The organism is Kiloniellales bacterium, from assembly GCA_030064845.1.
In the GTDB taxonomy this organism is placed as follows: Bacteria; Pseudomonadota; Alphaproteobacteria; order Kiloniellales; family JAKSDN01; genus JASJEC01.
Genome location: JASJEC010000013.1, coordinates 1 through 21,914, shown reverse-complemented (window position 1 = coordinate 21,914; position 21,914 = coordinate 1). Strand labels below are relative to the sequence as shown.

Below are 21,914 nucleotides of genomic sequence, written 5' to 3'. Positions count from 1 at the left end.
CGCTTGTCGACAGCCTGGCGGGCCGGCGGCGTTCTGGACACTTGCGGCAGTGAACGAGGGTGTGCGATGCCGTCGGGCATGTCCGTGAGGAGGCCGTCCACCTTACTCTCGAGACCGTGGTGCGCCGAGGCCGGACGACCGACCTTAGCGATTGGTCCCGACGGCTCGCCTCTCTTCGGGCAACCCCTTTGTCCTGGCTGCCGATGGAGCCAGTCGGCGCAATCCAGACCGATAACGAAAGCCAACATGCCAACGGGCTGGAATAGCCTACTAGTCTTAAGGTTGCGTTAACCTAGATTGGGGGCGCGGAGAAGCCGGATGTCCGGAAACGCGGGATGGCCCGCGCCAGAGCCTCTCAACTGGAACCCCGGCGCCGCGGAGTCAGTTCAGCTTGGCCGCGACTTCCTTGATCGAGTCGTCGATCAGGCCCGCGGCCTGCTTGTCGTCCAGCTTGTCCTGGAGCAGCTTGGCGGTCGCGCTGATCGCGATGTCCACGGCCTGTTCGCGCACTTCTTTCAGAGCCGCGGCCTCGGCCTGCTGGATCTTCTCCTCGGCCTGCTGGCGGCGTCGGGCTAGCGCCTGCTCGAGGTCCTTGGCGCCCTGCTCCTGGGCCCGCGCCACCTCTTCCTTCGCGTGCGCAAGCATGCGGTCGGCTTCCTCGATGGCGTCGCGCTGCTTGCGCTTGTACTCGGCCAGAAGGTTCTGCGCCTCGACCCTGAGGGCGTCGGCCTCGTCGAGCTGCGCCTTGATCCTGGCGGCCCGTTCGTCGAGCCCCTTGGTCACGAAACGCAGCCCGGGCCGGAACAGCGCGCCGATAAAAATGGCGAAGCCGATCGCGACCCAGAAGGTGGGATCCTCGAACATCACTCCCCTTTCCGGCCCGCCGCTCCCGCGCTCGCCTCGACCGCCGACCTGGCATCCTCGGCGCTGACCTTGAGCCCGACCAGGTGCTGGGCTGCGGCCGCCACCACCTCGGCGGCTGCGGCGCCGAGGCCCGCCTTGGCTTCCTCTCTGGCCTTGACGATCTGCGCTTCGGCATCGGCGACCTGCTCTGCCAGCTGCGCCGACAGGGCGTCGTGCTGCCTGGCCGATTCACCGGCCAGGGAGTCCTGGGCCTCGCGTACCAGGGCCTGAGCCTTGGCCTCGGCTTCGGCACGCGCCTTCTCGTACTCGGCCAGGACGCCTTCGGCTTCCTGCTTGAGAGCGGCGGCCTTCTCCAGGTCGTCGTCGATGCGCCGCTGCCGGGCTTCCAGCACGTCGGTCACGCGCGGCAGCACCAGCTTGGTTATGCCGATGTAGAGCAGCGTGAAGGTGACCACCAGCCAGAAGAGCTGGGTCGCGAAGACATTCGGATCGAACTGAGGCATGGGCTGTGAGCCTCGCCGGTTTCGTGTCGCCTGCTAGAAGACGAAGAGCAGGAGAAGTGCGATCAGCAGGGCGTAGAGCGCGACCGCCTCGACCAGGGCGAAGCCAATCCACATGAAGCCCTGAACCGTCGGGATCGCCGAGGGATTGCGTGTCCCGGCCGAGATCATCGAGGCGAAGATGTTGCCGATGCCGGCGCCCACACCACCGAGGCCGACGACCGCGAGGCCCGCACCGATCAACTTTGCGGCTTCTGCTTCCATTTCCTTGTTTCCCCTTCAGGTTCCAAACGGGTTGTCGAGCTCGTAGGTCGAGCCCTTAGTGGAGGTGCAGCGCGTCGTTCAGGTAGACGCAGCTGAGGACGGTGAAGACGTAGGCCTGCAGAAAGGCGATGATGAACTCGAGCCCGGTCAGGCCGATAACCAGGGCGAGCGGCACGACACCGACGACGCCGAGCGGGAAGACGAAGCTGGCGAAGACCTTCAACATGGTGTGGCCCGCCGTCATGTTGGCGAAGAGACGGAGCGCCAGGCTGATCGGCCGCGCGAAGTACGAGAGGATCTCGATCGGGATCAGCAGCGGCGCCATCGCGATCGGCACGCCCGAGGGCAGGAAGAAGCTGAAGAAGTGCAGGCCGTGCTTGGCGAAGCCGATCGCCGTCACGCCGATGAAGACGACCATCGCCATGGTGAAGGTCACGGCGATGTGGCTGGTGAAGGTGAAGCTGTAAGGCACCATGCCGAGCATGTTGCCGGCCAACACGAACATGAAGAGCGTGAAGATCAGGGGGAAGTACTTGCGTCCCTCCTGTCCCACGTTGTCACGGATCATGTTGGCAACGAACTCGTAGGTGAGCTCCGCGAGCGACTGCCAGCGGCCGGGGATCAGCGCGCCGCGGCGCATGCCGAAGGAAAGGAACGCCAGCACGAGCAGGACGGCGATCACCATCACGAGCGACGAGTTCGTGAAGGTGTAGAAGGGGAGCGCCTCGAGCGTCTCGCCGTGAGCGCCGAGCGGTTTGATCACGAACTGCTCGATCGGGCTATGCCCGTTGCCGCCTTCCGCTCCGTTCCCTGCCGCCATCCGGTCCGACCCTCTCTTCCGTCATCCCCGCTCGTCGCCGTCTTCGGGTGGCTGCTCGCGCTTGTAGCCGACGGCAAAGCCCATGCCGCTTGCGGCGCGATAGGCGTTCAGGATGCCGGCTGCTCCCCCGAAGAAGAAAAACAAGATCAAGAACAGAGGTTTAGTCCCCAGCCACCAATCCAACCCGAGACCGGCCCCGACCCCTAGCAGTAGGGCCGCGAGAAGATCCATGGCCAAACGGAAACCAAAACCCATCCCAGTGCCCCCGGGACGGCTCGTGCGACCGGCCTTGCGATCCTTTTCGGCCCGCTGTCTGGACTGCGCCGCTTCGAGGCGCTTGTCCAGGCTTGTCAGGGCCTTGGGATCGTCGGGTTCGGTCATGAGGCCTAGGCCTCCGCGCCGTGCCCAGAAAGCGCGGGAACCTTAGTTTTGGCCTCGGACAGTGTCAAGGCGGATTCAAGCGCGCGGAAAGGCTGAAACGGCAAGGGTTTCCGCATGTTTTCGCCGCACGCTGCCGGGCTCCGGACAGACATGAAGTCAACCTTCCTCAGCGCCGTCCGCCCCGCGCCATCCCGCGGCCAGCTTGCCGTGCAGCAGGGGTGCCGCCGCGACCCACCAGCCGGGCTCCCGGCCGGTCAGGAGAGCCGCGGCCCGCCGCGCCTCCTCGGCTGTTGCGAAGATCGCGAAGCAGGTCGCGCCGCTGCCCGACATGCGCGCGAGTCGGGCGCCTGGCAGGTCGGCCAACGCCGCCAGGACGCGGTCGATCTCCGGCACGAGAGAGCGAGCGGGGGGCTCCAGGTCGTTGCGCCGTTCCTCGAGCGCGGCGATCAGGTCGCCCAAGGTCTTGACGTCGGGGGGCCAGTCGTGCGGCTCCGAGAAGGCGCCGCGCCTCGCCTCGAACACGGCAGGGGTCGCCAAGGCAATGCCGGGGTTGGCCATGACCAGCCATGCCGGCGGCAGCGGCGGCGCGCGCTGGATGATCTCGCCGCTGCCGCGCACCAGTGCCGGGCGGCCGAACAGGCAGACCGGCACGTCGGCGCCGAGGGTGATCCCGAGCTCGCGCAGCCGGGCTTCGCCGAGACCGAGACGCCACAGCTCGTTCAGACCGTCGAGCGCCGCGGCGGCGTCGGCCGATCCGCCGCCCACGCCGGCGGCGACGGGAATGCGCTTGTCGAGCACGATGCGGGCGCCCACCGTCTTGCCGGCCGACTGGCGCAGCGCGCGGGCGGCCGCGACGACCAGATTGTCCGCGCCGGCCGAGAGCGCGGCGCCGTGGGGTCCTCCGATTTCGAGTGTCAGGTCGTTCGCGGGAAACATCTCGAGGCGGTCGCCCGTGCCGGCGAAAACGATCAGGCTGTCGAGCTCGTGGTAGCCGTCGCCGCGGCGTCCGGTGACCTCGAGGAAGAGATTGAGCTTGGCCCAGGCCCTGCGCACCAAGCCGGTCGCCATGTGATCCCCGGATGCCTCCGAGCCGCGGGACCGCGCGTGGCGGACCAGAGAGCGGCCCTGCGATTTTTTAGATGTCGTTGGCGACCGCTTCCAAGCCGCCCTGGATCTTGCCTTCGATCTCGGGGACCACGTCGGACTCGGGCTCGAGACTGAGCGCCCGGCGCCACTGAAACCGCGCTTCGTGGTGACGCTGGACCTTCCAGTAGGCGTCGCCCAGGTGGTCGTTGATGACCGGGTCCTGGGGCTTGAGCTCGACGGCGCGCTCGAGATAGATCACGGCCTTCTCGTAGTCGCCCAGGCGGTAGTAGACCCAGCCCAGGCTGTCGGTGATGTAGCCGTCGTCCGGCTCCAGCTCGACGGCCCGGATCAGCATCTGCTTGGCCTCTTCCAGCCGGGTCTTCTGCTCGACCCAGGAATAGGCAAGATAGTTCATGACGTAGGGCTGCTCGGGATTGAGGTCGAGCGCCATCAGCAGGTCCTTCTCAGCGCGCGCCCACTGGCCCGAGCGTTCCAGCGCAATGCCTCTGAAGTAGTGCATTTTCCAGTGGATCGCCTTGGACTCCGCGAGGCGGTCGAAGGCCCGGTCGTAGGCGTCGACCGCTTCGCCGAAGCGCTCCTGCGCGCGCAGCATGTTGCCGACCCGGAACAGCGGCTCGAAGTGCGTCGGGCTCTCCGCCGCCAGACCTTCCAGCTCGCGGATCGCTTCGTCGTCCTTGTCCTGGCGCTGCAAGGCCTCGGCTACGCGCAGGCGGACCGTCCAGCTGAACGGCGAATCCGCCGGTATCGAGCGGTAGACCGCGATCGCCTCGGTGTCGCGGCCCTGGTTCTCGAGGATCTCGCCGAGCAGGATCCAGGCGACGTCGAAATCGGGCCGCAGCTGCAGAGCCAGATGGACGTAGAGCAGGGCCTGGTCCGCATAGCGCTGCTGGCTGATCAGCGTGCCGAGATTGAACAGGACCTCGGCGATCCCCTCCTTGTAGTTCGCGATCTCCGGCTCGGGCTTGCGGTTCTTGACCAGCCGGGTGTAGGCCTCGGAGAAGATCCGGTGGCCGGAGTTGGACGTCTCGAACCCGTCGTAGAGCGCCTGGGCCGCCCCCGCCTCGCCGGTCCGTTCGAAGAAGTTGCCGGTCAGCCAGGTGAGCCGCAGCGAGTTGCGCGACACGCTCTCCAGGGTGGCGGCATAGGCATCCCCGGCCGCCTCGGTCTGGCCGGCCACGTCGTTCATCAGGGCGAGATGCAGGTTACGATAGGCCTGGAGCCCGTCGACCGCGTCGAGCTTCTTGATCTCTTCGCGCGCTTCCGCGACATCGCCGGCGCCGAGCGCCAGCCAGGCGCCGATCATCGAGCCGGTGATGCGGTTCAGGCCGTTGCCCGGCAGGCCGTCGATCATCGCCGAGGCCGTCTCCAGGTCGTCCTTTTGAACCGCTTCCATGGCCAGAACCAGGCGCGGCAGGGAGTCGAGCGGGTCGATCTGATAGAGTTGGCGCGCCAGGGCGTAGGACTCGGCCTGCCGCCCGCTCGCCGCCACGAGGAAGAAGGCACGCTGCAGGACCTCACGGTTCGCCGGCTCGGCGGCGAGCGCCTCGAGCATGTAGTCGGCCCCGGCCGCGAGGTCGCCGCGCTCCGTGGCGATGTAGCCGGCGAGGAAACTGCCGTAGGGCGATCGGGGAGGGGGCAGGAGGTTGATTTCGCCGTCGGCCGCCGCCAGCTGGAACGACGCCGTCCCCGCGGACTTGATCTCCTGCTGCTCCGGCGTCGCGCAAGCGGCGAGCACAAGAGCCAGGGAACCGGCTGCGATCAGCTTGGAGCGACCCGCCACGGCTGGTCTCAGATAATCCGACACGGCCAAACCAATCTCCTTAATTATTCTAAAATCATTCTAGCCGATGGAGACCCGCCGCCACAACGTCTCAGTCGACACAATCTCTTGACGAACATCGGCATTTTCCGCTGTGCACAGGCGCCCAGACCTCCATTGGTGAGCCTTTCCGCCGCTTCCCGTGGTTAAGGAAACGCGCCGCCGGTGAGCGGATTTTTTTCCGCCGCCAGGCCGGCGGCTCGGGCGGTCGGCTCAACTCGCCCCGTCACATATTGGGATAGTTCGGCCCGCCGCCACCCTCCGGCGTGACCCAGTTGATGTTCTGCGTCGGATCCTTGATGTCGCAGGTCTTGCAGTGAACGCAGTTCTGCGCGTTGATCTGCAGGCGTGGGTCGGTGCCGTCCTCGTTGCGGACGATCTCGTAGACGCCCGCGGGGCAGTAGCGCTGCTCGGGTGCGTCGTAGAGCGCCAGGTTGTGCGCCACCGGCACGCTCGCGTCGCGCAGCGTCAGGTGGACCGGCTGGTCCTCTTCGTGGTTGGTTCCCGAGAGGAACACGGAGGAGAGCTTGTCGAAGGAGACGACGCCGTCCGGCTTGGGGTAGGCGATCTTGGGCATCTCCGCGGCCGGCTTCAGCGACTCGTGATCCTTGTGCCCGTGCTTGAAGGTCCAGGGCGCCCGACCTCCCAGGACCCTGAGGTCGAGCCCGCCGTAAATCATGGAACCGAACAGGCCCCACTTGCTGAACGCCGGCCGGAAGTTGCGCGCCTTGTAGAGCTCTTCGTGGAGCCAGGAGGCCTTGAACTTCTCGGGATAGCTGTCGAGCAGGCCGTAGCCCTGGTCGCCGCCCGACAGTTTCTCGAAGGCCGCCTCGGCGGCCAGCATGCCGCTCTTCATGGCGGCGTGACTGCCCTTGATCTTGGGCACGTTGAGGAAGCCGGCGGAACAGCCGATCAGGGCGCCGCCAGGGAAGACCAGCTTCGGGATCGACTGCAGGCCGCCCTCGTTGAGCGCCCGCGCGCCGTAGGCGATGCGCTTGCCGCCTTCCAGCATCGGCCGGATCGCCGGATGGGTCTTGAAGCGCTGGAACTCGTCGAACGGCGAGAGGTGCGGGTTGGCGTAGTCGAGACCGACCACGTAGCCGACGTAGGCCTGGTTGTTCTCCAGGTGATAGATGAAGGAGCCGCCCCAGGTGCTCCGGTCCATGGGCCAGCCGGCCGTGTGGATGACCGTGCCGGTCTTGTGCTTGGCCGGGTCGAGCTCCCAGAGCTCCTTGAGGCCGATGCCGTAGGTCTGCGCCTCGCAGTCCTCGCGCAGTCCGAAGCGTTCCATCAGGCTCTTGGAGAGCGAGCCCCGGCAGCCCTCGGCGAAGAAGGTGTATTTCGCCCTCAGCTCCATGCCCGGCTGGTGGCTGTCCTTCTGCTGGCCGTCCTTGCCGATCCCGAGGTCGCCGGTGGCGACGCCGGTGACCCGGCCCTGATCGTCGTAGAGCACCTCGGCGGCGGCGAAGCCCGGATAGACCTCGACGCCCAGCGCCTCGGCCTGCTCCGCCAACCAGCGGCAGACGTTGCCCAGCGAGATCACGTAGTTGCCGTGGTTCTGCATCTGCGGCGGCAGCAGCCAGACCGGCACGCTGAAGCTGCCCTTCTCGCCGAGCAGCATGAACTTCTCTTCGCCGACCGGGGCGTTGAGCGGCGCGCCATTCTCCTGCCAGTCGGGCAGCAGCTCGTTGAGGGCGCGCGGCTCGAAGACCGCGCCCGAGAGGATGTGGGCGCCGACCTCCGAGCCCTTCTCCAGGACGCAGACCGAGAGTTCGTTGCCGCTCTCGGCGCCGAGCTGGCGCAGGCGGATCGCGGCGGCCAGGCCTGCGGGGCCGGCGCCGACGATCACCACGTCGTAATCCATGTATTCCCGTTCCATCGCCCTTCACTCCCAAGCGGCGGCATGACGACCGCACTTTATACGCAATAGACATCGATATAGCCGACACCCCCGGGCCAGGCAAAGGCCATCGTCCCGCCGGCGCGGCGGTGATAAGCTGGCGGGATGCAGAGGGATCGAGACGCCGATCTCGAGGCGCTCAGGTGGCAGATCGAGGCCGGCGCGGACGAGACGATCGGCGACACGCCGCGGGACCGCAGGGCCCCCGACCAGGAGCCGAACGGCAGCCCGGCGCGCCACGAAAGGCCGCGCGCCGGCGCCGCGCCGCGCGCCCGGCCGGCGGCCGACGCCGGTCAGCCGGTCTGGACACCGGAGCCGCTCCGGCCCGACGCCGGCCTGCCGCTCTCCGCCGACGATGCCGTGCGCTCCGCCCACGACCTGGCTCGCGGCGCCGAGACCCTGGACGCGCTCGAGAAGGCGCTCGCCGCTTTCGACGGCTGCCCGCTCAAGGAGACCGCCATGAACCTGGTCTTCGCGGACGGCAATCCGGATGGCCGGGTGATGTTGATCGGCGAAGGGCCCGGGGCCGAGGAGGACCGGCGCGGGCTGCCCTTCGTCGGCGCGTCCGGCCAGTTGCTCGACCGCATGCTGGCCTGCATCGGCCTCGACCGGGCCTCGGTCTACATCAGCAACGTCCTGTTCTGGCGCCCGCCGGGCAACCGGACGCCGACCGACGCCGAGGTCGCCGCCTGCCTGCCCTTCGTCGAACGCCATATCGAGCTGGCCCGTCCCGACTTTCTGGTGCTGCTCGGCGGCATGTCGGCAAAGACTCTGCTCGCCCGCACCGAGGGCATCCTGAGGCTGCGCGGCCATTGGCGGCCCTACCAGCACGCCGGCATGGCGACCCCGATCCCCGCCCTGCCAACCCTCCACCCGGCCTACTTGCTGCGCCAGCCCCAGCAGAAGCGCCTCGCCTGGCGCGACCTGCTGTCCCTGGCCCAGGCACTCAAGGCCGGCGTCAATCCGCTGGACCGGCGCGGCTAGGCCCTGTTAACCATAGGGCCACAGAAATGACACACGCCCAGACCGCTCTTCGCATCGCCCTCGGCTGTCCGCCGTGGAGTATCCGCTAAAGTGTTGATCGATATTGAATGTTCGCAACGCGGCGGCCTCTTGGGCAGGGCGAGGGCGGGCAGGGCGAGAGGCGGTGCCCGGGCGTTTCGGGAATCGTCGCGGCCGAAGCCCCACTTCGCCGCGCTTTCGTCGTAAGATTGGCCTGCGCCTGCCGCAATTCAACGTCACTTTGGGGCTCAGTTTTGTCACCGGTTATCGATCACTTCGTTAAGGGTACATGAACGCCGTCGCGGCATAGTTCCACCCAGCAAGCCGATCCCTTCAACCCAGGACCCAGCGCGAGGACCTCTGTAAGTGCCTAACCAGCATCGAGTCTCACTGCTCTGGCTGCCGCTGCTCTTGGTCTTGTTGAGCGGCCTCGTTCCGGCCCGGGCGGCATCGCCCCAGGGCGGCCCGACGCTCGGCGCACCGCCGCCGGCCCCGGCGCCGGCCAGGGCCGAGGCCGCCGCCGGCACGCCCTCGCTTCCGACCGAGGCCGAGCCGCTCGATCCGATCGGACTGCCGGAAGTGCTCTCCGACGCCGATGCCGCGCTCTACCGCGAGATCTTCGAGCTGCAGCGACGCGGCAAGTGGAAGACCGCCGACAAGCGCATCAAGAAGCTCGGCGACCGCGTGCTGATGGGCCACGTCCTGGCACAGCGCTACCTGCACCCGACGGCCTACCGTTCCAAGTACATGGAGCTGAAGCGCTGGATGGGACGCTATGCCGACCACCCCCAGGCCCGGCAGATCTACAAGCTGGCGCTGAAGCGCCGGCCTAAGAACTACAAGATGCCGCGCCGCCCCGTGGCGCACGACTCGGCCTATAGCCAGAAGGTCAGCTACGGCCCGCCGCCCTACCGCTCGACCAAGCGCCTGACCAAGAAGCAGCGCCGCGAGGCGCGGCGCATCAAGTGGCAGGTGCGGCGCCATGCCATCCGCACCCGCCTGACCGTCGCCGAAAACCTGCTGAAGAGCAAAAGGACACGCCGCCTGCTCGACCACGTGGAGCTGGACGACGGTTACACCGACGTCGCCTCGGCCTGGTTCTACTACGGCCGGCCGGAGCGGGCCTTCGCGCTCGCCGATCCGGCGGCGAAGCGCTCGGGCCAGGAGGTGCCGATCGCCCACTGGATCGCCGGCCTCGCCGCCTGGCAGCTCGGCAAGATGCCGGAGGCGGCGAAACACTTCGAGCAGCTCGCGCTGTCCCAGGTCGCCTCGGACTGGAACTCGGCGGCCGGCGCCTACTGGGCAGCGCGGTCCCACCTGAAGCTCGGCCAGCCCGAGAAGGTGAGTCGCTGGCTCAAGCTCGGCGCCCGCTCGCCGCTTACCTTTTACGGCCTGCTGTCGCGCCGGGCGCTGGGCGTCGAGACCCGCTTCGACTTCAGCCCCCACGAGCTGACCGAGAACGGCATCCGAATCCTCATGGAGACCAAGGAGAGCCGCCGCGCGCTCGCCCTGCTCCAGGCCGGTCAGCGCCACAGGGCCGAGCGCGAGCTCCTGCGCCTGCGCAACTGGACCGAGCCCAAGGCGGTCGAGGCCCTGCTCGGTGTGGCCGAGCGCACTCAGATGCCTGCCCTCTCCTTCCGGCTCGCCTACCGGCTTACCGAGTCTGGGCATACCCGGAACTCCGGCGAGATGCTCGAGGCGGCGCTCTTCCCGATCCCGCCGTGGCAGCCGAAGAGCGGCTTCAAGGTCGACCGGGCCCTGATCTACGCGCTGATGCGCCAGGAGTCGGCCTTCAACCCCCGGGCCAAGAGCCGGGACGGCGCGCGCGGCCTGATGCAGCTGATGCCGGCGACGGCCAGCTTCATGGCCCGCAAGCGCTACCGCGGCCGCAAGCGCAACCAGCTCTTCGAGCCCTCGCTCAACCTCGAGCTCGGGCAGCGCTACGTCTCCTACCTGCTGGGCAAGGAGATCGTCGACGCCAATCTTTTCCGCCTGACCACGGCCTACAACGCCGGTCCGGGGAATCTGGCCCGCTGGCAGCGCCGGATGAAGTACGAGGACGATCCCCTCATGTTCATCGAGAGCCTGCCGGCGCGCGAGACCCGCTTGTTCATCGAGCGGGTGCTGACTAACTTCTGGATATACCGGGCCCGACTGGGGCAGCCCGCGCCTTCGCTGGACGCGGTCGCCTCGGGCGACTGGCCCGGCTACGCCGCGCTCGACGGCGCCAATCCGGAGGTTGCCCGCTTTGTCTCAGGATCAAACTAGACCCTTTCTGCCGGTCAGAATCGCCCTCATCACGGTCTCCGACAGCCGCACACTGAAGGACGACAAGTCCGGCCGGCTGCTCGAGGAGATGGCGACCGAGGCCGGCCACGTCGTGGTCGGCCGCGAGGTGATTCGCGACGACTCCGCCGGTATCGAGGCGCGCCTGCGCGCGCTGATTGCCGACGAAACGGTCGACGTGGTGATCACCACGGGCGGCACCGGGGTCACCGGCCGCGACGTCACGCCCGAGGCCTTCCAGGCGGTCATGGAGAAGGAGATCGAGGGCTTCGGCGAGCTGTTCCGCTGGATCAGCTTCCAGAAGATCGGCACCTCGACGATCCAGAGCCGCGCCATGGCGGGCGTGGCCGGCGGCACCTACCTCTTCGCCCTGCCCGGTTCCCCCGGCGCCTGCCGCGACGGCTGGCAGGAGATCCTCAGCAAGCAGCTCGACGTCCGCACCCGCCCCTGCAACCTGGTCGAGCTCATGCCCCGCCTGAAGGAGCACCTCGAGCCGGCGGGATAGGGGCCGGGCGCTCTCGGGTCCCTTGAGGCCTTGCCGCCGGGGTATTCGAAGCTAAGCTCCAGGATCCCTCCGAGCTCGAGCAGCCCCCGTGCCCGGTTTCACTCTCCTCGACAGCCTCGCCTTCGCGCTCTTCGGCGCGAGCTGGGTCGGCTATGGGCTCTTCGCCGACCACAGCCGCTGGCACCGGCGCAGCATCATGTATCTGATGGACGCCTACCGCGAGCGCTGGATGCTGGCCATGCTAAGCCGGGAGAACCGCATGGTCGACGCCAACATCATCGGCGGGCTGCAGAGCGGCGCGGCCTTCTTCGCCTCGACCACGATCTTCGCCCTGGGCGGACTGATCGCCGCCCTCGGTGCGGGCGAGCAGGCGGTCGGCATCCTCGCCAGCCTGCCCCTGGTCGAGGCCACCACGCCGGAGATCTGGCGCGCCAAGGTGCTGCTGCTGATCCTGGTCATGGCCTACGCCTTCTTCAAGTTCGCCTGGGCCTTCCGCCTGCACAACTATTTCTCGATCCTGCTCGGCGCGGCGCCGGCCGAGGATCCCGCGCCCGGCCCCGAGGCCGTGGACCAGGCCAGGCGGGCGGCCAGGATCGGCGCCCTCTCGGCGCAGCACTTCAACCGGGGCCTGCGCGCCTACTTCTTCGCCCTGGCGGCGCTCGCCTGGTTCCTCCACCCGCTGCTCTTCATGGCCGCGACCGCCTACGTGATCTATGTCCTGCACCGCCGCGAGTTCCGCTCCAAGTCCCTGAGGGCGCTGAGAGACTAGAGGTAGCGCGAGCCCTCGGGCAGGCAGCTTCGCGGCACGGTCACCGTCAGCTCGCCCAGGAGCAGGAACGACAGGGTCTTGCCGTGGAGGTCCTGGGAGAGGGAGCTGTTCACCCCGCCTTCCAGCGCGTCGTCGATCACCAGGTTGAGGGCCGTCAGGTTCGGCAGGGCGTAGCGGGTGACCGCGGTCGCGCCCTTGTGCCGGAAGAGTTCGAGCACGCGCTCTTCCGTGACTTGTTCAAGCAAGTGGCGGAAGGCCTCGGGCCGGTAGGCGACGACCGAGATGTTCGATCGGTTGCCCTTGTCGCCGGCCCTGGCGTGGGCCACCGCGTGGAGCGGCACGGTCACCACGTCGCCGGTCACGGCAGAACCTCCCCCGGCAGAACCTCCCCGGGCAGAACCTCCCCGGGCAGAACTTCCTCGGCGCGCGCCTGGGCCTCGACCGGGCCGCGCGGCACCAGGACCGAGGCCGTGTTGACCTGGCCGGTCACCGAGCAGCGGTAGCCGCCGCCGGCGGCGGGGCCGGAGCAGAACAGGCTCAAGACCTCGTCGTTGACGTATTGCGCTGTCTCCTTGTTCGGCGTCCGAACCGCGGCGCGCAGGCGGTACTCCCCGTCGGCCGGCGCGTTCCGGCTGCGCTGCCGGTCCGAGGCCGTATTGTCGTGGACCGCGCCGGTGCCGACGATCTCGACCCGCAGGGGCTCCGCGACGCCGTGCCGCCGGCAGCGGGTGCGCACGATATCGGCGGCCAGCCGGGCGCGGGCCAGAGCGTTCGGCCCGGCGTAGATCAGTTCCGCCTCGCCGAGCCAGCCGCCGTCGGCCGAGAGCGTCGCCTTGAGGGTCTCGGGCGGCGGGCGGCCGCGCGCGCCCCTGACGCGGATCCGGTCCTTCCCGGCCTCTTCGAGGGTCACGCCCGTGACGTCGAGCGTCACGTCGGGTGTCAGGTAGGCCGCCGGGTCGTGCATCTCGTAGAGGATCTGCTCGGTCACGGTCGCCTTGTTGACCAGGCCGCCGGTGTTCTCCGCCTTGGTGACGACGATCTCGCCGTCCTCCCGGAACTCGCCGATCGGGAAACCGAGGTCGTCCATGCCCGGCACGTCCTTGAAGCCGGGGTCGCAGAAGTAGCCGCCGGTGACCTGGCCGCCGCACTCCAGCAGGTGCCCCATCAGGGTGCCGGCGGCCAGCATCCCCCAGTCGTCCTCCGCCCAGCCGAACTCGTGGATCAGGGGCCCCAAGACCAGGGCCGCGTCGGTGGTCCGCCCGACCAGCACCACGTCGACGCCGAGTGCCAGGGCCTCGGCCACGGGGCGGGCGCCGAGATAGGCATTGGCGGCGACGATCTCCCGGCCCTCCAGGGTGACGCCCTCGACGGTCGGCAGGGCGGCGACGTCGCCCGGCGTCATGAAGCCGAGCAGGTCGTCGCCCAGGACCACGGCGACCCTGAGGCCCTCGACACCGAGTTCGCGGGCGATCTCGTGCACCTTGCGGGCGCCGCCCAGGGGGTTGGCGTTGCCCAGGTTGGCGACGATGCGCACGCCGTGCGCCTTGCAGGCGGCCAGCACGCCCTTCACGTAGGGCTCCAGGTAGGGTGAGTAGCCGAGCTCGGGCTTGCGCATCCGAATGCGCTGGGCGATGGCCAGCGTGCGCTCGCCCATGACCTCGAAGTTCAGGTAGCGCGGCCCGTCGCGCCGCTTCAGGGTCTCGACGACCGCCGCGCCGGCGTCCAGGCGGTCGCCGGCGAAGCCGGCGCCGTTGCCGATGTAGACCGTCTTCACGCCCGACGCTCCCTCGTCTGGTTGCGTGTCGTTCGGACCGGTGCCAAGCTCCGTCCGGGCTGAGAAGTGTAGGGGTCGAATGGAAACGAGGAAACTGGGAAGGACCGGCCTCGAGGTGTCGCTGCTGACCTTCGGCTGCGGCGCGGTCGGCGGCCTGATGACCAAGGGCGAAGCGGCCGACCAGATGCGGGCTGTGCGCGCCGCCCTGGACCTCGGGATCAACTTCTTCGACACGGCGCCGACCTACGGCAACACGGCCTCCGAGACCAACCTTGGGCGTATCCTGACCGAGCTCAAGCCCGACATCGTGCTCGGCACCAAGGTCCGGTTTCTGCCCGGGGAGAAGGACAACATCGAGGCGGTCGTGGCCGCTTCGATCGAGGACAGCCTGCGGCGGCTACGGCGCGATCACGTCGACCTGTTTCAGCTCCACAACCCGATCACCGCGGCGGCCGAGGGCGAAGACCTGACGCCGGAGCAGGTGCTCGACGAGGTGGTGCCCGCCTTCGAGAAGATAAAGCGCCAGGGCAAGGTCCGCTTCACCGGGATCACCGCGGTTGGCGACACGGCCGCCCTCCTGAAGGTGGTGGACTCGGGCGCCTTCGACACGGCGCAGATCGTCTACAACCTGCTCAATCCCAGCGCCGGCGAAGCGGTCGGGCCGGGCTATCCGGGGCAGGACTACCAGGGCCTGCTCGGCCGCGCGACGGCGGCCGGCATGGGGACCATCGTGATCCGCACGCTGGCGGGCGGCGCGCTGTCGGGCTCGGAGGCGCGCCATCCGCTCGGCATGCCGGTGGTCGTGCCGATCGGCTCCGGCGCGGACTACGCCACCGACGTGGCCCGCGCCCGCCGCATGGCCCCGGCGGCGGCCAAGTCGGGCAATCCGGATCTGGTCGAGCTGGCGATCCGCTACGTCGCGGGCCATCCGCAGGTCTCCACGCTCCAGGTCGGCATCGCCACGGTCGAGCAGTTCGAGGGCGCCGCGGCGGCCGTGAACAAGGGCGCGCTGGCGCCCGGGGTGCTGGAGGAGATTGGCCGCGTGCAGGCCGAATTCGAGAGGGAGGAGTGAGCGCTCCGGTGACCCGGGCAGAGCTGGAGGCGCTCAAAGACAAGATCGCCTCTATGCGCGCGCCGATTATGGCTTGTCTTCCGCAGACGGGAGAACGGTCCACCCGGCCGGACGAAAGCCGACTGGGCGGCTGGCCCTGTTGGCCAGAAGACGAAGCCTTGCCCAAGGATGCGAACGGCGAAGCCATGATGTTTCTGGCGCAGATTAACTTTGCCGAGATGCCGCCTTTGGAGCCCTTTCCTGAGAGTGGTTTGATGCAGATCTTCGTCTCTTGCGGCGACTCCTACGGGTGCAAGTTTCCTTCTCGGCACCGAGACGGCTTTACGGTGCACTATCGCGCGGGAACCGACGGCCTCTTTTCGCTCGACCCCTATGAGGATGAAGGTGTGCCGTTCTCCGTGTTCGACAAGAGGAACCTGCACTGGATGGGACAGCCCTTCGTTTTCGAGCGCCGCGATATGGTCCCGCCACTCAATCACTATTTGATAGAGCCGGACTATGACGCTCTCTGGCAGAGAACGATTTTTGCTGATTCCGACGTCTTGGACGAACTCTTCGAGGAGAACCCGGGTCCTGACATCTATCTCGGCGGCTTTCCGCGCTTTACCCAGCTTGATTTTCGCGCGCCCGATCGTCCGGTAGGCTACGACGAACCCGCGCCCGTTGATCTGGCCGCCTACGACCAGGTCGTTATGCAGTGCGGCGCGCCCGAAGGCGTGACGTGGGGCGACGTGGGCGAAGCCTGTTTCCTGATGCGCTCGGAAGACCTGAGGAAGCGCGCCTTCGACCAGGCAATCTATTACTGGGACTGCACCTAGTGGCTGCGTGCCGGCATCGCCGAAAATTCTTTCGTTTCTCAAATGGCGCTTTCATCCTATGCGCCATTGAGCTGGACTTGGCTTAACAGCTAGCCTCATTTGTAGCCGCCGGACCTGTCTCGGGAAGCTTCCGGCGAGGCACTCTCGGCGTCCAGGCCAGATTGGTTGGTGAGGGGGAGGGGAAAACATGAGCGAACGCTACGACGCGATCATCATCGGCGCGGGCATTATCGGCGCCGCGGTGGGCCTGGAGCTCGCCCGCAAGGGCTGGAAGACGCTCAACCTCGACAAGCTGCCGGCGGCAGGCTACGGCTCGACCTCGGCCTCCTGCGCGATCATCCGCACCCACTACTCGACCCTCGACGGCACGGCCTTCGCCTACGAGGGCTACTTCTACTGGAAGGACTGGGCCCAATATCTCGGCGTCGAGGACGAGCGGGGACTGGCCGAGTTCCACGAGCGCGGCTGCCTGGTCATGAGGACCGCGGCCAACGGCTACCTCGACAAGCTGCTCGAGCATCAGCGCGCCGTCGGCATCCCCTTCGAGGAGTGGGACCCGGCGACCATCAAGGCCAGGATGCCGCACATGGACGTCGACACCTACGGCCCGCCCAAGCGGCCCGACGACGAGGGTTTCGGCGCGTCCACCGGCGGTCCGCTCCGCGGCGCGGTCTTCTTCCCCTGCGCCGGCTACATCTCGGACCCGCAGCTCGCCACCCACAACATCCAGCGGGCGGCCGAGGCCGCCGGCGGCCACTTCCGATTCAACGCCGAGATCACCGAAATCCGCAAGACCGCCGAGGGCCGGGTCGCCGGCGTGACGCTGGCCGACGGCAGCGAGATCGACGCCCCCGTGGTGGTGAACGTCGCCGGGCCGCATTCCCAGAAGGTCAACGAGATGGCCGGGGCCACGGCGGACATGAACATCGCGACCAAGGCCCTGAAGCAGGAGGTCGTGCACGTGCCCATGCCGGTCGAGAACTGGGACGAGATCGGCATCGTGACCTCGGACAGCGACATCGCCTGCTACACCCGGCCGGAGAAGGGCAACTTCCTCCTGATCGGCAGCGAGGACCCGGAATGCGACCCGCGGGAGTTCGTCGACCCGGACGACTACGACGAGAACTTCTCCGAGCAGTGGAACGTCCAGGTCATGCGCACCGCCCAGCGCATCCCCGCGCTCGGCATCCCCAGCCGCATGAAGGGCGTGGTCTCGCTCTACGACGCCTCGGACGACTGGATCCCGATCTACGACAAGAGCTGCGTGCCGGGCTTCTACATGGCCTGCGGCTCGAGCGGCAACCAGTTCAAGAACGCGCCGCCCGCGGGCGCGATGATGGCGGCGCTGATCGAGCAGGTCGAGGCCGGCCGGGATCACGACGCCGAGCCGGTGCAGTTCCACATGCCCTACACCGACCGGACCATCGACGTCGGCTTCTACAGCCGGCGGCGCACGATCAATCCCGAGAGCAGCTTCTCGGTCCTGGGCTGAGCCGGGCCAGGTCGGCGGCGGTGTCGACGTCGTCCAGTTCCTCCAGGAAGGCGACCCGCTGCCCACCGAGCCCGGCCAGCGTATCGGACAGGGCGTGGGGGCCGCCCCAGCGCACGCCGCGAAACGGCAGGGCGAGCCTGGGCCGCCGGCGCGCGCCGATCAGCCAGTAGCCGCCATCGCTGGCGGGGCCGAACACCCAGTCGTTGCGGCCGAGCGCGGCGAAGGCCTGGGCCACATGGGCGCCGGAGATCTCCGGGATGTCGGTGCCGACGATCACCACCGGCCCGGGCGGCAGGGCCTGGAAGACGCGTCCCATGCGCCGGCCCAGGTCGCCGCGGCCCTGGGCCAGCAGGCGGGCCGGCGTCGCCCAGAGTCCGCGCGGCCGGCCGGCCTCCCGGTCGGGCGTCACGGCCAGCCAGGTGGTCCAGTTCGGGCTGCGCGCGACGCGGCGCAGCAGGCCGGCGGTGGTCAGGCGGTGAAAGCGCAGGGCCGCGACCGGGCCCAGGTCCCGGGCGAGGCGCCGCTTGACCCGGCCGAGCCGGGGCGCGCGGGCGAAGACCACCAGGTGGTTCTGGAGGCTCATCCGTAGAGCCGCTTCAGCCAGGCCGGCGGCAGCCCGGCGAAGTAGAGCAGCAGGATACTGAGGTTGCGCAAGGGGCGCAGCAGCCAGCCGCCCTTGCGGTAGCGCGCCGCCGAAGTGATCGCTTCGCCCTCCAGCATGATCAGACGCCGGCGCCCGAGGCGGCGCGCGAAATCCACGTCCTCCATGAGCGCCAGGGGGCGGTAGCCGCCGAGGCTGCCGTAGAGGCTCTTGGCGATCAGCAGTCCCTGGTCGCCGTAGGGCAGGCCCAGTCTGCGCGCCCGCCAGTTGGCGACGGCCTCGACCCGGCGCGCCTGGGGCGCCGGGTCGTCGAGCACCAGGCGGAAGTAGCCGGCGCGCCGCTCGTTCCGCGGCACGGCCATGAAACGCTGCGCCGCGCCGGCCCATCCCGCTGCGAGACGCGTGTCGGCGTGGAGAAACAGCAGCCAGTCCGTGCCGGCGGCCGCGGCGGCGGTGGCGAGCTGCCGGCCCCGGTTGGCCCGCCCTGCGGAGAGCACCCGCGCGCCCCGGTCCCGCGCGACCCGCGCGGTCTGGTCCTTGGAGCCGCCGTCGCACAGCAGGACCTCGGCGACCAGTCCCTCGCGTCGGCCCGGCTCGAGCGAGTCGAGCACGGCGGGAAGGCCCTCTTCGGCGTCGAGGGCTGGAATCAGGACGGAGATCTTCGGGGCCGGTGTCATCGGCCGCTCTTTACCACGGCGCCGCCACGAGATCGAAGAGACAGATTCCTATTGCCGCCGAATCACGTAGATCCGGGTTCTCACTACGGACAGGGCTTGATTTCGATCATCTGTGTCGTCACGACGCCGCCGGATTGGAAAACCATTTCGGCTTGGCCGGTGTCCTTGAACGGCGCCAGTTTGCCAGGAAATGTCACGGTGATACCGGTTGATTTGGCTGTTGCCTCATCGACTTTACCGACAATGCCGCCCAGCACGACGTTGGCATTGGCGTTCTTCACCGGCAGGTTCTCGCCGGTAACCACGAGCGCGGCCTGGTCCTGGCAAGCGGACAGGCTCGTGGGTGCGATCGCGATGTCCTTCGGCGGATCCGATTTCGCCGGCTCCTGCGGCTTCGATGCCTTGGCGGGCCTTTTCAGGAGGCTGGTTGCCTCCGCGCCTGGCGTTGCGGACTCGCAGGTCTTCTCACCGGTTCGGGCGCCCGTGATAAAAACCTCGCTGGTAGCGACCCCGTCCCGGGTCGCGACGGTCATCTCGAGTTCGGTGATGCCCGCGCCATCCGCGTTCTGAGACGTGCTCAGGGCGAAGTACTTGCCGATGTCGACTTTCGCGCTGATGCCCCGCATGTTTGGAAGGACACGGGGTTGTTCAAGCAGCTGCCCGCCCAGATAGACCTGGGGTGTGCGCCAGAGGTTGGAGCCCTCGATCACAAACTGGACCTCTTCAGCGCAGGCCGAGAGGGTCGAGGGATGGATCTGGGCGATCGTCGGCTGATTGGCCAGGATGCGCCCCCTGGCGCTCAAGACGAACTCGGTCAACCCGTTGAACGCTTCGATCGAGGTCGGCAGAGGCACGGTGATCTCGCGGCTGTTTGGCCTGCAGGCGGGTTCGTCCTTACAGGACGCGAAGACATCTTCACCGAGATTCCAGTTTCCGACCCAGGCCGTCTCGACGGTAAGGTCGATCGAAGGCCACCAGGCCGGTGCCGAGATATCAGCGACCACGTCGAAGCGGGCGGGTCGGTGCACCAGCTCGATGATCTGCCTCTTCTCGTTGACCTCCATGCGGGGGCCGAACAGCCAGCCGAATTGTACGTTCTGGGACGGGCCGGTCGCGTTATGGTCCTTCTTGGTCTTGTTGGCGAATCCGATGACCAGAGGGAGGCGCTCCAACGCGTCGACCTTGCCGGATACCGAGCGCATGTAGCCCAAGCCGGCGTCGACCCCGACGCCGGAACTAGGTAGCGCGGCCGCCAGCGCAACCGCGGTTTCGAAAGACTGCGCCGCGCTGGCCACGGCGGAGCGGCGCTCAACCAGCTCGGCCGGGCCGACCTCGTAGATCCCGACACTCGGTGTCGTGCCCCTTCGAGCACTTCCCGAGACAAGGCAGGCGAAGAGGTAGGTCGGCCGCTCCCAGGCTTCGAACTCGCAGACGTTCCTGTTGTTGTGCTTCGCTTCTGGATTAAAGCAATCACCGCCGAAGTCGCCCTCACGACAGAGGCCGTCCCGCGAGGCCGGCAGTCGTTTTTTGCACGCTTCAGAAAGGTTTCGATCATTCTGGAGCAGCAGAATGAAATCGATGATGAAGGCCTTTACGCCGAAGGTTGTGTCGAGTTCGTTGGCCCTGATGCCGTGGGCCGCGCCTTGCAGCGCGACATCGATTGCCTTGCAGGCATCACGGGTCAACTTGGCTCTTGGATTGATGAAATAGCCCTTGATGTCACTGGCGAGGCCTATCGGGACGGGCAGATAAAGGGCGACACAACCTGGCATACTGAGTGGCTTGCTGCTCTCGAGGCACTTGTCGCCTCGATAGGTGCCCAGTTTGTGATCGATGTCGAAAAATATCGGAACGATCTCAAAAAGGCCCGTGGATACCAGCAAAGAGTAGTAGTTCGCGTCGAACTTCACGTCGAACAGCTCGCGATCTGTCTCTTGTTTTGGTTCGCGTGTCCGGAGGTGCAGCCGTGACGCGGCGTAGGAGAGCCAAGAGAAGTAGAGCTGCTGGAGCTTGTACCTGTCGAGCTTCGGCTCCTTGATGGTAATAAGCGTGGCACCCCATTGCCGGTTCGGGTGATGACCCGGAAGGACCGTCGCGTCGAACTGAAGCCGGATCAGCGCGTTTCCGATGTCGTCGTGGCGGTCGTCCAGCCGCGCGGCGTTAAGGGCCGAGCGCAGTTCGGAGCGATAGGCCTGGATGTCGAAGAAGAGGTCCCGCGGGTTGGGAGAGGCGGCGGTTTTTCGCACCGCCGGTGCCGATTCCTTCTGCAGATCGAGGAGCACCTTCTGCAGTTCGTCGAGCCGAGCTCGCAGTTTTGGGATCTGACCCTTTGCGTCCAGGTTGCCCTTCGCGGTGTCTTTTGACGGTTTCGCCTCGGTATCGGTCTTGGGATCGATCGTTTCCGTGGGTGCCGGTGCCGCTTGGACGCCTTCCAGGATCTTTTCCCGCCGCGCGATCTCGATCTCCAGGTTCTTCGCGGCGAGCTCGGTTTCCAGGTCGGCGATGCGCGACCGGCGCTGCGCGTCCGCGCCCTGGCTGGGATCGAAGGTGACGCCCAGAGCGGTCGAGAGGGCCTCGATCGAGCGGATCTCGCTGAGGACCTGCGGCTGGAACTTCGTTCTGAAATCCGGAGTCTTGGTTTTCAGTTCTTCCGCATTGATCTCCGTTTCCTTGAGCAGCTGCTCCAAGAATTCGACCTCGCTTCGACGGTCGTTGATCAGGGTCTCGCGCGAGTAGACCTGGGGGTCGCCCAGCATGATCGCTGCGGGCCGTTGGTCGCCGTCATAGTCGATGCGTTCCAGGGTATAGGGATCAGGCCCGCAGGCGCCGAGCCCCAGGCCCGCCAGGGCGCAACCGAACAGGAAGAAAGCACGCTTGCTTGCCATAATGCCATTTCCCCGTTGAAACAATTACGTCATCAATATGCCTCTGATGGTAGGTCACCGACTTGCCGTTTGCTACCAGAGATTCCAGGCAGACCAGCGTATGTTCTTGTTTTGTTCGCATCGATGGCCTAGACTTCGGCCATGGACGAGGCGATCCCGGACAAGGCGGTCAAGGGCCGCGGGGCGGTCAGCAACCAGGCCGGCCGCTACGAGCCCCACCAGAGGGTCAGGACGGCGGACGGCTGGGAGGGCGGCTGGGACCAGGACGAGCCGGAGCCGCGGGCCGATACGCTGATCTCGCCCGACGCGAGCCGCGAGATCATCGCCACCAACAAGTCGCCCGATATCCCCTTCGACCGCTCGATCAACCCCTACCGG

General features: G+C 67.5%; 21 protein-coding genes. 8 read left to right on the top strand and 13 right to left on the bottom strand.

The genetic code is table 11. The annotated features are described in order from the left end of the window. Window positions 1-381 precede the first annotated feature (381 nt). The 8 genes from QNJ67_07095 to QNJ67_07060 form a co-directional block, all read right to left on the bottom strand. Complete coding sequence (locus QNJ67_07095) at window positions 382-864, bottom strand: F0F1 ATP synthase subunit B (protein ID MDJ0608727.1); 483 nt, start codon at window positions 862-864, stop codon at window positions 382-384. Then, a complete protein-coding gene (locus tag QNJ67_07090) occupies window positions 864-1,367 on the bottom strand; it encodes a F0F1 ATP synthase subunit B' (GenBank protein MDJ0608726.1) in 504 nt (167 codons plus the stop codon). The genes QNJ67_07095 and QNJ67_07090 overlap by 1 nt, the downstream gene beginning before the upstream one ends. A gap of 33 nt (window positions 1,368-1,400) precedes the next feature. Then, a complete protein-coding gene (locus QNJ67_07085) occupies window positions 1,401-1,628 on the bottom strand; it encodes a F0F1 ATP synthase subunit C (GenBank protein MDJ0608725.1) in 228 nt (75 codons plus the stop codon). Between the two features lie 55 nt (window positions 1,629-1,683). After that, on the bottom strand, window positions 1,684-2,448 hold the full coding sequence (locus QNJ67_07080) for a F0F1 ATP synthase subunit A (GenBank protein ID MDJ0608724.1): 765 nt from the start codon (window positions 2,446-2,448) through the stop codon (window positions 1,684-1,686). 21 nt (window positions 2,449-2,469) lie between these two features. Then, window positions 2,470-2,829, bottom strand: coding sequence for an AtpZ/AtpI family protein (locus tag QNJ67_07075; protein MDJ0608723.1), 360 nt, complete (start codon window positions 2,827-2,829; stop codon window positions 2,470-2,472). 156 nt (window positions 2,830-2,985) lie between these two features. Next, window positions 2,986-3,897 carry a 4-(cytidine 5'-diphospho)-2-C-methyl-D-erythritol kinase gene (locus tag QNJ67_07070; protein MDJ0608722.1) on the bottom strand — a complete coding sequence of 304 codons (912 nt, stop codon included), beginning with the start codon at window positions 3,895-3,897 and terminating at the stop codon, window positions 2,986-2,988. Between the two features lie 67 nt (window positions 3,898-3,964). Next, complete coding sequence (locus QNJ67_07065) at window positions 3,965-5,740, bottom strand: tetratricopeptide repeat protein (protein MDJ0608721.1); 1,776 nt, start codon at window positions 5,738-5,740, stop codon at window positions 3,965-3,967. 241 nt (window positions 5,741-5,981) lie between these two features. Continuing rightward, a complete protein-coding gene (locus QNJ67_07060) occupies window positions 5,982-7,634 on the bottom strand; it encodes an electron transfer flavoprotein-ubiquinone oxidoreductase (protein MDJ0608720.1) in 1,653 nt (550 codons plus the stop codon). Between the two features lie 126 nt (window positions 7,635-7,760). On the opposite strand from QNJ67_07060, the gene QNJ67_07055 reads away from it, so the two are divergent. The 4 genes from QNJ67_07055 (at window position 7,761) to QNJ67_07040 (ending at window position 12,217) form a co-directional block, all read left to right on the top strand. Beyond that, window positions 7,761-8,639, top strand: coding sequence for a uracil-DNA glycosylase (locus QNJ67_07055; protein ID MDJ0608719.1), 879 nt, complete (start codon window positions 7,761-7,763; stop codon window positions 8,637-8,639). 384 nt (window positions 8,640-9,023) lie between these two features. Beyond that, entirely contained in the window at window positions 9,024-10,925 is a 1,902-nt protein-coding gene (locus tag QNJ67_07050) for a lytic transglycosylase domain-containing protein (GenBank protein ID MDJ0608718.1), read from the top strand. After that, window positions 10,906-11,448 carry a molybdenum cofactor biosynthesis protein B gene (gene moaB, locus QNJ67_07045; protein MDJ0608717.1) on the top strand — a complete coding sequence of 181 codons (543 nt, stop codon included), beginning with the start codon at window positions 10,906-10,908 and terminating at the stop codon, window positions 11,446-11,448. Before QNJ67_07050 ends, moaB begins: the two co-directional genes overlap by 20 nt. Window positions 11,449-11,536: 88 nt before the next feature. Beyond that, window positions 11,537-12,217: a DUF599 family protein gene (locus QNJ67_07040; protein MDJ0608716.1), complete on the top strand. Its 681-nt coding sequence runs from the start codon at window positions 11,537-11,539 to the stop codon at window positions 12,215-12,217. Here the strand turns inward: QNJ67_07040 and QNJ67_07035 are convergent. Further along, the gene (locus QNJ67_07035) at window positions 12,214-12,579 is read right to left on the bottom strand and encodes a hypothetical protein (protein ID MDJ0608715.1); all 366 of its coding nucleotides are present in this window, start codon (window positions 12,577-12,579) and stop codon (window positions 12,214-12,216) included. The genes QNJ67_07040 and QNJ67_07035 overlap by 4 nt on opposite strands. Further along, on the bottom strand, window positions 12,576-13,991 hold the full coding sequence (locus QNJ67_07030; GenBank protein ID MDJ0608714.1) for a DUF1446 domain-containing protein: 1,416 nt from the start codon (window positions 13,989-13,991) through the stop codon (window positions 12,576-12,578). Before QNJ67_07030 ends, QNJ67_07035 begins: the two co-directional genes overlap by 4 nt. A 79-nt stretch (window positions 13,992-14,070) precedes the next feature. Between QNJ67_07030 and QNJ67_07025 the strand changes: the two genes are divergently transcribed. The 3 genes from QNJ67_07025 (at window position 14,071) to QNJ67_07015 (ending at window position 17,373) form a co-directional block, all read left to right on the top strand. Further along, entirely contained in the window at window positions 14,071-15,063 is a 993-nt protein-coding gene (locus tag QNJ67_07025; GenBank protein ID MDJ0608713.1) for an aldo/keto reductase, read from the top strand. Next, window positions 15,060-15,881, top strand: a complete 822-nt coding sequence (locus QNJ67_07020) for a DUF1963 domain-containing protein (GenBank protein ID MDJ0608712.1) — start codon at window positions 15,060-15,062, stop codon at window positions 15,879-15,881. Before QNJ67_07025 ends, QNJ67_07020 begins: the two co-directional genes overlap by 4 nt. Before the next feature lie 187 nt (window positions 15,882-16,068). Continuing rightward, on the top strand, window positions 16,069-17,373 hold the full coding sequence (locus QNJ67_07015; GenBank protein ID MDJ0608711.1) for an FAD-dependent oxidoreductase: 1,305 nt from the start codon (window positions 16,069-16,071) through the stop codon (window positions 17,371-17,373). Here QNJ67_07015 and QNJ67_07010 read toward each other — a convergent pair. From QNJ67_07010 to QNJ67_07000, 3 genes are all read right to left on the bottom strand, one after another. Then, window positions 17,339-17,956, bottom strand: coding sequence for a TIGR04282 family arsenosugar biosynthesis glycosyltransferase (locus tag QNJ67_07010; protein ID MDJ0608710.1), 618 nt, complete (start codon window positions 17,954-17,956; stop codon window positions 17,339-17,341). The two genes, QNJ67_07015 and QNJ67_07010, sit on opposite strands and share 35 nt — an antisense overlap. Then, on the bottom strand, window positions 17,953-18,651 hold the full coding sequence (locus tag QNJ67_07005; protein ID MDJ0608709.1) for a TIGR04283 family arsenosugar biosynthesis glycosyltransferase: 699 nt from the start codon (window positions 18,649-18,651) through the stop codon (window positions 17,953-17,955). The genes QNJ67_07010 and QNJ67_07005 overlap by 4 nt, the downstream gene beginning before the upstream one ends. Before the next feature lie 83 nt (window positions 18,652-18,734). Then, window positions 18,735-21,536, bottom strand: a complete 2,802-nt coding sequence (locus tag QNJ67_07000; protein MDJ0608708.1) for a hypothetical protein — start codon at window positions 21,534-21,536, stop codon at window positions 18,735-18,737. A 141-nt stretch (window positions 21,537-21,677) separates the two neighbouring features. On the opposite strand from QNJ67_07000, the gene QNJ67_06995 reads away from it, so the two are divergent. Next, a partial coding sequence (locus QNJ67_06995; GenBank protein ID MDJ0608707.1) for a radical SAM protein occupies window positions 21,678-21,914 on the top strand: 237 nt, incomplete at its 3' end.

What these genes read in the sequence shown, in the direction of transcription:
- QNJ67_07095 (MDJ0608727.1), bottom strand. Translation starts at nt 864, where the DNA reads ATGTTCGAGGATCCCACCTTCTGGGTCGCGATCGGCTTCGCCATTTTT.
- QNJ67_07090 (MDJ0608726.1), bottom strand. Translation starts at nt 1,367, where the DNA reads ATGCCTCAGTTCGATCCGAATGTCTTCGCGACCCAGCTCTTCTGGCTG.
- QNJ67_07085 (MDJ0608725.1), bottom strand. Translation starts at nt 1,628, where the DNA reads ATGGAAGCAGAAGCCGCAAAGTTGATCGGTGCGGGCCTCGCGGTCGTC.
- QNJ67_07080 (MDJ0608724.1), bottom strand. Translation starts at nt 2,448, where the DNA reads ATGGCGGCAGGGAACGGAGCGGAAGGCGGCAACGGGCATAGCCCGATC.
- QNJ67_07075 (MDJ0608723.1), bottom strand. Translation starts at nt 2,829, where the DNA reads ATGACCGAACCCGACGATCCCAAGGCCCTGACAAGCCTGGACAAGCGC.
- QNJ67_07070 (MDJ0608722.1), bottom strand. Translation starts at nt 3,897, where the DNA reads ATGGCGACCGGCTTGGTGCGCAGGGCCTGGGCCAAGCTCAATCTCTTC.
- QNJ67_07060 (MDJ0608720.1), bottom strand. Translation starts at nt 7,634, where the DNA reads ATGGAACGGGAATACATGGATTACGACGTGGTGATCGTCGGCGCCGGC.
- QNJ67_07055 (MDJ0608719.1), top strand. Translation starts at nt 7,761, where the DNA reads ATGCAGAGGGATCGAGACGCCGATCTCGAGGCGCTCAGGTGGCAGATC.
- QNJ67_07025 (MDJ0608713.1), top strand. Translation starts at nt 14,071, where the DNA reads ATGGAAACGAGGAAACTGGGAAGGACCGGCCTCGAGGTGTCGCTGCTG.
- QNJ67_07015 (MDJ0608711.1), top strand. Translation starts at nt 16,069, where the DNA reads ATGAGCGAACGCTACGACGCGATCATCATCGGCGCGGGCATTATCGGC.
- QNJ67_07010 (MDJ0608710.1), bottom strand. Translation starts at nt 17,956, where the DNA reads ATGAGCCTCCAGAACCACCTGGTGGTCTTCGCCCGCGCGCCCCGGCTC.
- QNJ67_07005 (MDJ0608709.1), bottom strand. Translation starts at nt 18,651, where the DNA reads ATGACACCGGCCCCGAAGATCTCCGTCCTGATTCCAGCCCTCGACGCC.
- QNJ67_07000 (MDJ0608708.1), bottom strand. Translation starts at nt 21,536, where the DNA reads ATGGCAAGCAAGCGTGCTTTCTTCCTGTTCGGTTGCGCCCTGGCGGGC.